Origin of the sequence: Pseudomonas sp. 29, from assembly GCF_002754355.1 — a bacterium.
In the GTDB taxonomy this organism is placed as follows: domain Bacteria; phylum Pseudomonadota; class Gammaproteobacteria; order Pseudomonadales; family Pseudomonadaceae; genus Aquipseudomonas; species Aquipseudomonas neuropathica.
The window spans coordinates 2,947,329-2,960,494 of the sequence record NZ_PEEY01000001.1; the positions used below are offsets into that span (position 1 = coordinate 2,947,329).

At 59.8% G+C, this 13,166-nt stretch carries 10 protein-coding genes; 2 read left to right on the plus strand and 8 right to left on the minus strand.

All coding sequences use genetic code 11. The features are described from left to right. The first annotated feature begins 3 nt into the window (after positions 1–3). A complete protein-coding gene (locus tag CLU80_RS13790; RefSeq protein ID WP_099757619.1) occupies positions 4–1,794 on the plus strand; it encodes a KinB sensor domain-containing domain in 1,791 nt (596 codons plus the stop codon). Here CLU80_RS13790 and CLU80_RS13795 read toward each other — a convergent pair. The 7 genes from CLU80_RS13795 to CLU80_RS13825 form a co-directional block, all read right to left on the minus strand. Beyond that, positions 1,791–3,404, minus strand: a complete 1,614-nt coding sequence (locus tag CLU80_RS13795; RefSeq protein ID WP_175559542.1) for an EAL domain-containing protein — start codon at positions 3,402–3,404, stop codon at positions 1,791–1,793. The genes CLU80_RS13790 and CLU80_RS13795 overlap by 4 nt on opposite strands. A 76-nt stretch (positions 3,405–3,480) precedes the next feature. Continuing rightward, a complete protein-coding gene (locus CLU80_RS13800) occupies positions 3,481–4,263 on the minus strand; it encodes an N-acetylmuramoyl-L-alanine amidase (RefSeq protein WP_099757620.1) in 783 nt (260 codons plus the stop codon). 101 nt (positions 4,264–4,364) lie between these two features. Beyond that, the gene (locus tag CLU80_RS13805; protein ID WP_099757621.1) at positions 4,365–6,443 is read right to left on the minus strand and encodes a GGDEF domain-containing protein; all 2,079 of its coding nucleotides are present in this window, start codon (positions 6,441–6,443) and stop codon (positions 4,365–4,367) included. Next, positions 6,440–7,318 (minus strand): endonuclease/exonuclease/phosphatase family protein, encoded by an 879-nt coding sequence (locus CLU80_RS13810; RefSeq protein ID WP_093429507.1) that lies wholly within the window; start codon positions 7,316–7,318, stop codon positions 6,440–6,442. The genes CLU80_RS13805 and CLU80_RS13810 overlap by 4 nt, the downstream gene beginning before the upstream one ends. 14 nt (positions 7,319–7,332) lie before the next feature. Further along, entirely contained in the window at positions 7,333–7,974 is a 642-nt protein-coding gene (locus CLU80_RS13815) for a thiol:disulfide interchange protein DsbA/DsbL (RefSeq protein ID WP_093429506.1), read from the minus strand. 187 nt (positions 7,975–8,161) lie between these two features. Further along, on the minus strand, positions 8,162–8,773 hold the full coding sequence (locus tag CLU80_RS13820) for a c-type cytochrome (protein ID WP_008081240.1): 612 nt from the start codon (positions 8,771–8,773) through the stop codon (positions 8,162–8,164). Positions 8,774–8,816: 43 nt separating this feature from the next. Further along, positions 8,817–9,107: a c-type cytochrome gene (locus CLU80_RS13825; protein ID WP_034152239.1), complete on the minus strand. Its 291-nt coding sequence runs from the start codon at positions 9,105–9,107 to the stop codon at positions 8,817–8,819. 191 nt (positions 9,108–9,298) lie between these two features. On the opposite strand from CLU80_RS13825, the gene yihA reads away from it, so the two are divergent. Beyond that, on the plus strand, positions 9,299–9,943 hold the full coding sequence (yihA, locus tag CLU80_RS13830; protein WP_099757622.1) for a ribosome biogenesis GTP-binding protein YihA/YsxC: 645 nt from the start codon (positions 9,299–9,301) through the stop codon (positions 9,941–9,943). A 411-nt stretch (positions 9,944–10,354) separates the two neighbouring features. Here yihA and polA read toward each other — a convergent pair whose 3' ends face one another. Beyond that, positions 10,355–13,159, minus strand: a complete 2,805-nt coding sequence (polA, locus tag CLU80_RS13835; protein ID WP_099757623.1) for a DNA polymerase I — start codon at positions 13,157–13,159, stop codon at positions 10,355–10,357. Between the last annotated feature and the right edge of the window lie 7 nt (positions 13,160–13,166).

Consider the following 13,166-nt stretch of genomic DNA (forward strand, 5'->3'; position numbering starts at 1 on the left):
ACGATGAAATTGGCGATGAAGTTGCGGACCCGTTTGTTCTTGAGCATTTCCGCGCTCATCACCGTGGCCTTGCTCGGGCTGTTGCTCGGGCTGGTCAGCGTGATGCAAATGGCTGGCTCGCAGGAAACGACGCTGCGTAACAACTTCGTCACTCTCGATCTGGGCCTCAAGCTGCGACAAACCCTGGGTGATCAACTGGTCCTCATGCTCGCCGAAAAACCCGATGCGGTCGCGTTCGAGGCGTCGAAGCAGCAGTATCTCAAGTTGCTTGATGACGGTATCGCCCAAGAGCACATTGGCGATGGCCGCCAGTATGGTTTCAGTCAGGCCAAGGCTGATTACCTGAGTTTTCTTCAGGCCTTTGATGTGTCCCGTGATCCGGCGACTGCGTTGAGCAGCAACGCCAACCTCAGAGAGCGCTTCAACACGCTGCGCAACGGTTTGATCACTGAACACAAGCATGCACTGGACAACATCAACGCGGTTCAGCATCAAGCGCGCGACCGAGCATTGTTGATCGCCGGTCTGTTGGGTTTTGTCGGGCTGGCGGTGTTGATCATCGGCTTCATCACGGCCCACGGGATTGCCCGGCGTTTCGGCGCGCCGATTGAGGCGCTGGCGCAGGCGGCGGACAATATCGGCCAAGGCAATTTTGAAGTGACCCTGCCGATTTCCTCGGCGATGGAAATGAACCTGCTGACCAAGCGTTTCGGCCTGATGGCTGAGGCCCTGCGGGAACATCAGGCGACCAATGTCTACGAATTGTTCGCCGGTCAGCAGCGGCTGCAAGCGGTGCTCGACAGTATCGACGACGGCTTGCTGATGATCGACCGCGAGGGGCATCTGGAACACCTCAATCCGGTGGCTCAGCGCCAGTTGGGTTGGGACGATGATCGCCTCGGCCAAGGCTTGGGCACCGCGCTGGAGCGGCCGGAGCTGGATGCGCAGTTGCAACTGGTGTTGCGCGGTGGCTCGCTTGAGCGCGCACCGGAAGACCTGAGCATCGAGGTCGACGGCGAATCTCGTTTGCTGACCTACAGCCTGACGCCGGTCAGCCACACGCAGGGGCATATCCTTGGCGCGGTGATGGTCTTGCATGACGTGACCGAGCAACGTGCCTTCGAGCGGGTGCGCAGCGAATTCGTGTTGCGCGCTTCCCATGAGCTGCGCACGCCGGTCACCGGCATGCACATGGCCTTCGGGCTGTTCCGCGAACGAGCGAAGTACGCCCCGGAATCGCGCGAAGCCGATTTGCTCGACACCGTGAACGAAGAGATGCAGCGCTTGATGCAGTTGATAAACGACTTGCTCAACTTCTCGCGTTATCAGAACGGCCTGCAGAAACTAACGCTGGCACCATGCTCCATCGAGGATTTGCTGGAGCAGGCGCAACTGCGCTTTGCCGATTCGGCGGCGGCCAAGGGCATCGCCCTGCATGTCGAAGTGCAGGGACCGTTGCCACGTTTGCAGGCCGATCAGGCACAGCTCGATCGTGTGCTGGATAACCTGATCGACAACGCCTTGCGCCATACCGCCCGCGACGGTCAGATCCGCTTGCAGGCACGTCGGCATGGCGAGCGGCTGATTATCAGCGTCGAAGACAACGGCGAAGGCATTGCCTACGGCCAGCAGGGGCGGATCTTCGAACCTTTCGTGCAGGTAGGGCGCAAGAAGGGCGGTGCCGGTTTGGGCCTGGCGTTGTGTAAGGAAATCGTCCAGTTGCATGGTGGTCGTATGGGCGTTTACTCACGGCCGGGGCAGGGTACGCAGTTTTATATGGCGCTCGCTGTCTAGGCTTCGTCATCCATGCGTCGACCGGCAAGGCGCCGGCCACGGGTGATCAGTTCGATGAATTGCACCGCGCTCAGCGCATGGGCGAACAACCAGCCCTGACCGAATTTCACCCCTTCACTGCTGAGCAATTGCGCTTGGGATTCGAGCTCGATGCCTTCGGCAATCACCTTCAAATCCAGCGCCTGAGCCATGTGAATGATGTGCGGGGCGACGCCGCTGCTGGCCGCGTCATGGCCCAGTGCATCAATGAATGCTTTGTCGATCTTCAAGCAGTCCACTGGCAAGGTTTGCAAGTAGGCGAGACTGCAATAGCCGGTGCCGAAGTCGTCGATCAACACCTGATGGCCAACGTTGCGCAAGGCTTGCAGGTTTTCCCGCGCCACAACCACATCAATCAAGCCACGTTCGGTGACCTCGAAGGCAATCTGCCGCGCCGCCACGCGATGCAGGGTGAGCAGCCGCGCCATGACCTGGCCGATGCGCGGCACCATCACGTCGCAGGCTGCCAGGTTGACCGAGATGTATAGCTGCGGATTGGCGCGCAGCAACTGGCCCAGTTGCTCCAGCAGGCGCTGCAGGACGAAGTCGGTCATCTGCCGGATCTGCCCGGTGTTTTCTGCCATGGGGATGAACAGGTCAGGGCTGGTCAGCGTACCGTCGGGGCGGCGCCAGCGCAGCAGGGCCTCGGCACCGACGCAGTTGCGGCTATCGAGGTCGAAGATCGGTTGATAGAGCACCTGCAGTTCGCCACGGCGGATCGCACCGTGTAGTTCGGCATCCAGAGACTGACGCTGGCGCACCAGTAAGAACACGAAAAATCCGACAAAGGCGCCGAGCAGCAGACACGCCGGGATGATCCACCACCAGACAGCCGGAATGTGCATGCCGGTTCTGGGTGTGATCAGGACCAACTGATATTCCGGATTATCCGTGGGCATGCGGTAGATCAGCCGGGTTTGCGTAACTTGCAGGGCATCGCGACTTTTCGGTGGCCAGTGTTCCGTGGGTGGCCAGGCTTGCGCCGTGCCAAGCACCGGGATAGCACGGGTGCCATGATCGAGCACCACCAGCAGGCTGCTGCCGGGGGACAAATCGACCATGTCGGTCAGATGCCCGCGCGAGGTGGCCACGCGGAAATTGCCGCGCCCCAGCATCAGCGCTGCGCGATTTTCATCAGGTTCGGTGGTGGTGTTCAGCCAATAGCTGTAGGTCGGGCCTTTGATGTCTGGCGCGCGGACCACTGACAGACCTTCCTGGCGCGGACGGTTGGAGCAGATCCGCGAGGCGTCCATGTAAGCCGCTTCATAGACGAAGCGATAGTTGAAGGTGACTTGCTGCAGGGTGGCGATCATTTCATCGTCACAACTGCGCAAGGGCTGCGCTTCCAGATCATCGAGACTTTCACGCAACTGGCCAAACAATTGTTCGAGGCGGGCCAGAAAACGTTCGCCTTGTGCGTTCATTTGTTGGCTTTCGTTTTGCTCGACCTGACGCATCGCCACGAACATACCGCCGGCGATCAGCAGGCTGGCACTGAGGACAGCCGCGATCATCGCCAAAAACCAGGGGCGATAAAACCAGCTACGCAGCGTCTCTCGGGTAGCAACCATCATGGAATATCCGAAGAATTACCAATGAGTTATAGCTGCTGATTGCAATTTCGCCCTGACCGTCGGGCGGGCGTCATTATTTTGTCTGATTGAGTACCAGCAACAACGCTGCCGTTTGTGCATCCGGCGTGCCGTCGAAGCGCGAAGGGCGGAAGTGCATCTGGAAGGCGGCGAGGACGTGGCGTGTGGCAACGTCCAGCTCACCGGTCTGCGGTGTGTCATAACCCAAGTGCGCCAACTGTGCCTGGAACCAGCTGATGCTCGGCAGTTCGCTGCTGTTGAACAGCATTTGCTGGCGCGCTACTGCCTGTTCGTTCGGCCATACGCCCAAGCCTTCGGCGGCGAGACGTTTCCACGGGAACAATGGGCCCGGATCGAGTTTGCGCAGTGGCGCGATGTCGCTATGGCCGATGATGTGGCGCGGGCTGATGCCGTTGCGCTTGCTGATGTCCTTGAGCAGGACGATCAACGATTGAATCTGCGCTTCGCTGTACGGATACCACAGACGGCCGGTCGGGGTGTCCTTGAAGCCCGGATTGACGATTTCGATACCGATCGAACTTGAGTTAAGCCAGGTACGGCCCTGCCATTGGCTTTCGCCGGCGTGCCAGGCGCGCTGGTTTTCGTCCATCAGCTTGTAGATGGTGCCGCTCTTGTCGTCGCCGATCAGGTAATGGCTGCTGACTTCGCCATGGGTCAGCAGTTGCAGCGAGCGTTCCAGCGACGCCGAGGTGTAGTGGACGATCACGAACTGGATACGGCTGTCGTAATTGGCTGAAGGATGGCTGGTGTCGTAACGCGGGGCGCTGGCACAACCGGCCAGAACGAGCAGCGACGCGAGGAGGGCAAAGAATTTCATGGCAGAGGACAGTACACGCAAGACAGTAATGCAACAGTGTAACGTACTGCCTTGCGTCTCGACGGTCAGTGGGCGGATTTAAACAAAATGGAACAATTTGCTCAGCCCAGCTCGACCCTGTTGCGCCCCGCATTTTTCGCCCGGTACAACGCCTGATCGGCTCTTTTCAATACAAGATCGCTGTGTTCTCCGGCACGGAATGTCGCCAGTCCCATGGAAAGGGTGATGGTCACTCGTTCACCCTTGAAGTGGAACGGGCAGGCTTCGATAGCGGCGCGCAGGGTTTCCAGCAGTTTTGCGCCGACCGCTGGCGGCGTCGCCGGCATCAAAAGAACGAATTCCTCACCGCCGAAACGGGCGATGAAATCGCCGCCGCGCAGACGCTTGCGCAGTACGGTGGCGATGATTTTCAGCACCTTGTCGCCGGCCAGATGGCCGTAGTTGTCATTGATCCGCTTGAAGTGATCGAGGTCGAGCATGGCCAGGCTCAGCGTGTTGCCGTGCTGTTGCCACTGCTTGATTTCATGCTCAAGGCGCTCGCTCCACGCGGCGCGGTTCGGCAGGCCGGTGAGCGGGTCGATCAGTGCTTTCTGCCGTTGTACTTCAAGATGTTCGCGGAAACCCTGGGCTTCCTGCTCCATGTGCGCCACGCGTTCGGACAGGCTTTTCAGCCGCGTGGCGACTTCCTGCTCGCGGGCGTCGCGCTGCTTCTGATGCTGGTCCATGGTGCCGAGCAGGCCTTCGAGATGATTTTCCAGCACGTGCTTGAGGTCTTCCAGATCCGCAGCTTCCTGCATGCTGGTCTGCAGGCCGTCGACTTGCTCACGGATCTGCGTGTCCATGGCTTTCGCCGCCGAGCTGTTATCGGCATGGCCCTCGCTGGCGGCTTGCAGATTGCTCTGAAACGCTTCGAGGCGTTCATTGAGCTGTTGCAGATAGGCTTCGAATTCGTGCTGGCCGCTGTCGGTGATCGCCAGCATCAACGTTGCAAGATCGTCGAGAATCGGGATCAGTTCGTACCAGTTCAAACCGTGTTTTAGTCGCTCACGCATGGCTTCGGCTTGCGGGCGGTGGCGTTCCGGCAGGGTCAGGTCGTCGAGCAGCCCGATCAGGGTGTCTTCGATGTGCTTGGCCACGGAACTGTAAGACGGCTCCGGGGTGTCCGGCAGGGCGAACAGGATGTCGTGCTCGGGCTGTTCCGGGTCGATGGCGGCCAGCGCCTGAGCAATCGGTTCGGGCAGGGGCAGGCTGTCGATGATCGGTGGTGATGGATCACCGGGGTGGATCAGTTCATCAGGATTGACCGCCTCAGCGGTGATCGGCGCTTGAGCCGGCGCTGAAGCGGGGGCGAAAACAGGCTCGGGCTCGAAGCGCTCTGCCTCCGGTTCGAGCGGTTCACTGATAACTTCGCTGACGACCGTTGGCGGCACGAAGGCCACTACATTTGCCGGTTCCAACGGGGTTGGAGCGGCTGGCGTGGGTGGTTCGACAACAGGTGCAAGTGCTTCGCTGGCAGGCGCTGCCGGTACCGGCTCAGCCGCCGCGACAGGCGCGAGCTGTGCGGTTTCCGCTGTGGGTGACGGTGCAGTCAGCGGTTGCTCTGGCGGCGAGGCTGGAACCTGCGCGGGGGATTGTGTCGCTAGCGCTTCTTCGCTGTCACGGCTACCAAACAAACGCTGCAACAATCCTGGGCGCCCCGGTTCGGCTGGCGTTTCCAGCTGACTCAAAGCCTTGCCCTGCAAGCCGCTGAGTTCACTCAGCAACAGGGGCATTTCCCGCGCCGAACCGACGCGGCTATCCAGTTGTTTGGCGAATTTCTTCAGTGGCTGAGCGACTTCACGCGGCAACGGCAAAGCCTGCAACTGAGTGACCAGCGATGTCAGCGCGGTACTGACTTGATCGATGCGGGTTTCGCGGCGCTGTTCGGAATCGAGCACGGCTTTTTCCAGGCGCGGTAGCAGGGCGGCGAGGCCGGCGTCCATATCGTCGGTGCGCACCACGTCGCGCATCTCTTTCATGCACTGATCGACGACTTTGTCGGTGCCTTCAGCCGCTAGCGTGCTGCGCACCAGACCGCGCCGCAGCAAGTCGAGCCTGGCGGCCCAGCGCCGTTCAAGCTTGTCTTGCTGTTCGATGCTTTTGAGGTACTTCTCTTTCCAGCGCTGGGCGTCGTCGCTCATTCAGGGGTTCCGCGAGGGGCAGGACTCAACGCGGGCAATGCATCGGCCGTGAGCGAACCCGGCAGACGAATCTCTACCGCGACCGGCAGGTGATCGGAAATCGGTTGTGCCAGCACTTCGACCTTTTCCAGCGTCAGGGTCGGGCTGAGCAAAATATGATCAAGGCAACGCTGAGGACGCCAGCTGGGGAATGTCGCTTCCACCTGCGGGGCCAGCAGGCCGAGATCGCGTAACGGAGAATGTTGCAGCAGATCGCTGGCATGGGTGTTCATGTCGCCCATCAATACCTGGTGTTTGTAGCCACCGATCAGCTCACGAATATAGGCCAGTTGCAGGCTGCGGGTTCGCGCGCCAAGGGCCAGATGCATCATCACCACCACTAACGCCTCCGGACCTTCGCCGAAGCGCAGCAGAATCGCGCCGCGACCTTTCGGACCGGGCAGCGGGTGATCCTCGATCGCCCACGGTTTCAGGCGACTGAGCACGCCATTGCTGTGCTGGGCCAGTCGACCGAGGTTGCGATTGAGTTGTTGATACCAATAAGGGAAGGCGCCGAGCTGCGCCAGATGTTCGACCTGATTGACGTAGCCCGAACGCAGGCTGCCGCCATCGGCTTCCTGCAGCGCGACCAGATCGAAGTCGCCGAGCAGGTCGCCGATCTTTTGCAGATTGCCTGAGCGGCCGTTGTGCGGCAGCAGGTGCTGCCAGCTACGGGTCAGGTAATGTCGATAGCGCTCGGTGCTGATGCCGACCTGGATATTGAAACTGAGCAAGCGCAGACGCTGGTCTGCGGGCAGGCCCGTGGACTCCAGGTGATGCTCGTTGACCTGCGGATCATGCAGGCCAACGATGCGTTCAGACTTCCAGCGGCGCATGGCGGTTGCCGCGCTTAGTTGGCAGCAGCCTTGGTTGCCGCTCGCTCTTTGGCAACCAGTTGGTCAGCCAGTTTCAGCGCCTGCTCGGCACCACCGGCAGAGCCGATGTCAAAGCGGTACTTGCCGTTGACGATCATGGTTGGCACGCCAGTGATTTCGTACTTCTTGGCCAGTTCACGGGCCTTGACGATCTGGCCTTTGATGGCGAACGAGTCGAAGGTGGCGAGGAACTTGTCCTTGTCCACGCCTTGAGTGGCGAGGAAGTCAGCCATGTCGTTCTTGTCGGTCAGCTTCTTGTGTTCTTTCTGGATTGCGTTGAACACGGCGTTGTGAACCTTGTGCTCGACACCCATCGCTTCCAGGGTCAGGAACATCTGGCCGTGAGCGTCCCACGGGCCGCCGAACATCGCCGGGATACGCACGAAGTTGACGTCGGATGGCAGTTTTTCAACCCATGGGTTGATCACTGGCTCAAAGGCGTAGCAGTGCGGGCAGCCGTACCAGAACAGCTCGACCACTTCGATCTTGCCAGGCTCTGCAACCGGTACCGGGTTGGCCAGTTCCACGTAAGGGGCGGCAGGGGCTTCGGCGGCTTGAGCGGTCACGCCGAACAGGCTGGCAGCGACGAGGGCGGCGCTGATGATCAGATTACGCATGCTTTACTCCTGGACAATTTGGGTCGCCTCGCGCGACCTGTTTTCAGACAGATCCTGGCGGGCATGAGTTCTGTAGTGTAACGGCAGCGGCCACAAAAAAGGGCGGCCAAAGCCACCCTTTTTATACTTGCTGCGACGGATTAATCGAGCGTTAACGTTGCACGAGATCTATCGCTGCCAAATGCTCTTAGTGCAGACCTTGAATGTAGCTGGAGACCGCAGCAATATCTTCGTCGCTCAGGCGCTTGGCGATGGTCTGCATGGTCATGGTGTCGCCGTCGTTGGTGCGGCCACCTTCTTCCTTGCGGAAATCGGTCAGCTGCTTGGCGATGTATTGAGCGTGTTGGCCACCCAGGTGTGGGAACCCGGCGGCGGCGTTGCCAGCGCCATTCGGCGAATGGCAGCCAGTGCAGGCTGGCAGGCCCTTGGCCAGGTTGCCGCCACGGAACAGCGCTTCACCGCGAGCGACGATCTTCGGGTCGGCGGCGCCGACGCTGCCTTTCTGGCTGGCGAAGTAGGCGGCGATGTCGGCCAGGTCCTGATCGCTCAGGTTGGTCAGCAGGCCGGTCATTTCCAGAACGGTGCGTTTGCCCGACTTGATGTCGTGCAGTTGCTTGGTCAGGTAGCGTTCACCTTGGCCGGCCAGTTTCGGAAAGTTTGGCGCCATGCTGTTCCCGTCCGGGCCATGGCAGGCTCCGCATACGGCGGCTTTTGCCTGGCCTGCTGCGGCATCACCGGCAGCATGGGCGAAGCCTGAGATTCCCACGGTCAACAGCAGACTCACGATCAATTTGTTCATCAGCTAATCCAACTACGGCTAAGGGTTAAGTTATGGACCGGGTTTACTCGCTCATCCAAAGGATGATGGCTTGGTAATCCTCGGCACTGCAGTCCATGCACAAACCACGCGGCGGCATCGCCTTGAAACCCTGGGTCACGTGTTGCACCAGCGTCTCCATACCTTTCGCCAACCTCGGCGTCCAAGCTTCCTGATCGCCTCTTTCGGGCGCCATGGGTAGTTGGCCGGAATGACAGGCACCACAAACACGGTTGTACACAGCTTCCGGATCCTGTGTAGCCTGTGCGCTGTAAAGCGGCATCAAGACTCCGGCAGCCAGCAGCCATTTCGTCATAAAACGACCTTTTCAGGGTTGAGAGCGTTCTGCGTTCTAATGCGCAATCAAGGTCTGTCGCTCTCGTGAACTTCATCCTACGCTGGGACAAAGCACACACAAAATCTGCGGCATTATATACTGGCGTCACTGAAACGGAAGCGACACCGCGTTCCGCGCCCAATCCCGGCGCCGCCCACATCGGAAATCCCATGCAACTCAAGAATCCCATCCTCGGCCTGTGCCAACAGTCCACGTTCATGCTCAGTGCCGCCAAAGTCGATCAATGCCCTGACGACGAAGGCTTCGAAGTAGCGTTCGCCGGTCGTTCCAACGCCGGCAAATCCAGCGCGCTGAACACTTTGACTCACGCCAGCCTGGCGCGTACCTCGAAAACCCCGGGTCGCACACAGCTGTTGAACTTCTTCAAGCTAGACGAAGATCGCCGTCTGGTCGACCTGCCGGGCTACGGTTACGCAAAAGTACCGATCCCGCTGAAGATGCACTGGCAGCGTCACCTTGAGGCTTACCTCGGTGGCCGCGAGAGTTTGAAGGGTTTGATTCTGATGATGGACATCCGTCATCCAATGACCGACTTCGACCTGCTGATGCTCGACTGGGCCGTTGCGGCCGGCATGCCGATGCACATCCTGCTGACCAAGGCCGACAAACTCACCTACGGCGCAGCCAAGAACACCCTGCTCAAAGTGCAGTCGGAAATCCGCAAGGGTTGGGGCGACCTGGTCACCATCCAGCTGTTCTCCGCGCCAAAACGCATGGGCCTGGAAGAGGCCTACACTGTACTGGCCGGCTGGATGGAACTGGCAGACAAAAGCGCCGAGGCGGCAGCCGAGTAAGTCGGGATTGGGAAAAATTGGTTGTAGTGTGGTCAGGCAAGGCAAAGGTGATGCTCAAAAGCGGAGTTTAGGGACCTAAACGAGCATTTTGAGTAGCGCCTTTAACGCAGCATGGCCGCGCTACAGCCGATTTTTGGGCAAAAAAAGCCCCGGATTTCATTGGGGAGGGAGAAATTCCGGGGTTTAAGTTCCGAACCGCTAGGGCGGGGTTCAGATATCTGCCAACACTTAACACAACATAGGAGCATCGAAGGGCTTCACCAGCCATTCAGTAACTCTGAGTGGTGTCCTTCCAGATTAGTTCAGATTTTTTTCAAAAAGCTTTGGAATAATCCCAAGCGCTTTTCGAAATAAGCAGGTTTTACTGGCGTTGCCGCGACAACAGGTCGCGGCAAACCGTGTTCAAAAGCCTCAGTGAGCCTCATCCCAATTGTTGCCCACACCCACTTCGACCAGCAGCGGCACATCCAGTTTCGCCGCCTCGCTCATGTGCACGCGAATCTCGGCACTGACTTGTTCGACCAGATCCTCACGAACCTCCAGCACCAGTTCATCGTGCACCTGCAGGATGACTTTGGCGTCCAGCCCGGATGTCGCCAGCCAGTTATCCACCGCCACCATGGCTTTCTTGATGATGTCGGCAGCCGTGCCCTGCATCGGCGCGTTGATCGCTGTGCGCTCGGCAGCGGCGCGTTCCTGCGGCTTGTTCGAGTTGATCTCCGGCAGGTACAGACGACGACCGAAAAACGTCTCGACATAACCCTGATCCGCTGCCTGCGCGCGGGTGCGATCCATGTATTCGCGAACCCCCGGATAACGGGCGAAGTAGGTATCGATGTAAGCCTTGGCGGTCTTGGTATCGACGCCGATGTCCTTGCCGAGTTTTTGTGCGCCCATGCCGTAGATCAGGCCAAAGTTGATCGCCTTGGCGCCACGGCGCTGGTCGGAGGTCACTTCGTTGAGTTCGACCTTGAACACTTCGGCAGCGGTGGCGGTGTGCACGTCCAGATTGTTGCGGAAGGCATTCATCAGGCCTTCGTCCTTGGACAGGTGCGCCATGATCCGCAGCTCGATCTGCGAATAGTCCGCCGCCAACAGTTTGTAGCCCTTCGGCGCGACGAACGCCTGACGGATGCGTCGACCTTCAGCGGTGCGCACCGGGATGTTCTGCAGGTTTGGATCGCTGGAGGACAAGCGACCGGTCGACGCCACAGCCTGATGATACGAGGTGTGGACACGCCCGGTGCGCGGATTGATCTGCTCCGGCAGGCGATCGGTGTAGGTGCTTTTCAGCTTGCTCATCGAGCGGTGCTCCATCAGCACCTTCGGCAAGCGGTGATCGTCTTCAGCGAGTTTCGCCAACACTTCTTCAGCAGTGGACGGCTGACCCTTGGCGGTCTTCTTCAGTACCGGCAGGCCGAGTTTCTCGTAAAGAATCACGCCCAGTTGCTTCGGCGAGCCAAGATTGAATTCTTCCCCGGCGATCTCGAACGCTTCGCGCTCCAGCGCGACCATTTTGTTGCCCAGTTCGATGCTCTGAATGCCGAGCAACTCAGCGTCAACGAACGCGCCTTGGCGCTCGATGCGGGCGAGAACGGGCACCAGCGGAATCTCGATATCGGTCAAAACGCTGGCCAGACTCGGGATCGCGCTGAGTTTTTCGAACAGCGTCTGGTGCAGGCGCAGGGTGATATCAGCGTCTTCAGCGGCGTACGGCCCGGCCTGTTCCAGCGCAATCTGGTCAAAGGTCAGCTGCTTGGCACCTTTGCCGGCGATGTCCTGGAAGCTCACGGTGGTGTGATCCAGGTACTTCTGCGCGAGGCTGTCCATGTCGTGGCGGGTGGCGGTGGAGTTGAGCACGTAGGACTCAAGCATCGTGTCGAAGGCGATGCCGCGCACGTTGATGCCTTGGCTCTGATCGCCGCCGATGGCACAGTTGGCCAGAATATTCATATCGAACTTGGCGTGCTGGCCGACCTTCAGCTTGCTCGGGTCTTCGAGAATCGGCTTGAGTGCGCGCAGCACGGTGTTGCGATCCAGCTGTTCCGGCACGCCGATGTAGGAGTGGGTCAGCGGAATGTACGCGGCTTCGTTGGCCTGCACGGCGAACGACAGGCCGACCAGTTGCGCCTGCTGCGCGTCGATGCCGGTGGTTTCGGTGTCGAAGGCGAACAGCTTGGCGTTGTTGAGTTTTTCCAGCCAGACGTCGAAACGTGCCTGATCGAGGATGGTTTCGTAAGCGGCTTCAGCGGGAGCGACAGGCGCTTCTTCCGCTGGTGCGCTGAACAGATCGCCGGCCAGCGCAGGTTCGCTGGCTGCGCTCAGTTCCAGACGTTTGGCGTCGCGATCGAGATCGTTGATCCAGCTTTTGAATTCCAGCAGCGAGTACAGTTCGTAGAGCTTGGCCGGGTCTTCGGCGCCCATCTGCAGATCATCGAGTTCGACGTCCAGCGGCACGTCGACCTTGATGGTCGCCAGTTGATAGGAGAGGAACGCCATCTCCTTGTGCTCTTCAAGCTTGGCCGGCAGGGTTTTCGCGCCGCGAATCGGCAGGGTCGGGACGATGTCGAGATTGGCGTACAGCTCGGTGAGGCCGCCGTTGACGCCGACCAACAGGCCGGACGCAGTCTTCGGGCCGATGCCGGGAACGCCTGGAATGTTGTCGGACGAATCGCCCATCAGCGCCAGATAATCGATGATCTGCTCCGGAGCGACGCCGAATTTCTCCTTAACGCCCTCCACGTCCATCGAGCTACCGGACATGGTGTTGACCAAAGTAATGTGGCCATCGACCAGTTGCGCCATGTCCTTGTCGCCGGTGGAGATGATCACCGGGCGATCCGCCGCCGCGCTGCTGCGCGCCAGGGTGCCGATCACGTCGTCAGCCTCGACGCCTTCCACGCACAGTAGCGGGAAACCGAGGGCGATCACGCTCTGGTGCAGCGGCTCGATCTGCACGCGCATGTCGTCGGGCATGCTTGGGCGGTTGGCTTTGTATTCGGCGTACATTTCATCGCGAAATGTCCCGCCCTTGGCGTCGAAAACCACGGCGAACGGGCTGTCCGGGTACTGCTTGCGCAGACTCTTGAGCATGTTCAGCACGCCTTTGACCGCACCGGTCGGCAGGCCTTTGGAGGTGGTCAGTGGTGGCAGCGCGTGAAAGGCGCGGTACAGGTAAGACGAACCGTCCACCAGGACGAGGGGGGCTTGGCTCATGAGCAGG

Excerpts from the sequence above, each read along its gene's own strand:
- CLU80_RS13790 (WP_099757619.1), top strand. The coding sequence starts at position 4 with ATGAAATTGGCGATGAAGTTGCGGACCCGTTTGTTCTTGAGCATTTCC.
- CLU80_RS13795 (WP_175559542.1), bottom strand. The coding sequence starts at position 3,404 with ATGGTTGCTACCCGAGAGACGCTGCGTAGCTGGTTTTATCGCCCCTGG.
- CLU80_RS13800 (WP_099757620.1), bottom strand. The coding sequence starts at position 4,263 with ATGAAATTCTTTGCCCTCCTCGCGTCGCTGCTCGTTCTGGCCGGTTGT.
- CLU80_RS13805 (WP_099757621.1), bottom strand. The coding sequence starts at position 6,443 with ATGAGCGACGACGCCCAGCGCTGGAAAGAGAAGTACCTCAAAAGCATC.
- CLU80_RS13810 (WP_093429507.1), bottom strand. The coding sequence starts at position 7,318 with ATGCGCCGCTGGAAGTCTGAACGCATCGTTGGCCTGCATGATCCGCAG.
- CLU80_RS13815 (WP_093429506.1), bottom strand. The coding sequence starts at position 7,974 with ATGCGTAATCTGATCATCAGCGCCGCCCTCGTCGCTGCCAGCCTGTTC.
- CLU80_RS13820 (WP_008081240.1), bottom strand. The coding sequence starts at position 8,773 with ATGAACAAATTGATCGTGAGTCTGCTGTTGACCGTGGGAATCTCAGGC.
- CLU80_RS13825 (WP_034152239.1), bottom strand. The coding sequence starts at position 9,107 with ATGACGAAATGGCTGCTGGCTGCCGGAGTCTTGATGCCGCTTTACAGC.
- yihA (WP_099757622.1), top strand. The coding sequence starts at position 9,299 with ATGCAACTCAAGAATCCCATCCTCGGCCTGTGCCAACAGTCCACGTTC.
- polA (WP_099757623.1), bottom strand. The coding sequence starts at position 13,159 with ATGAGCCAAGCCCCCCTCGTCCTGGTGGACGGTTCGTCTTACCTGTAC.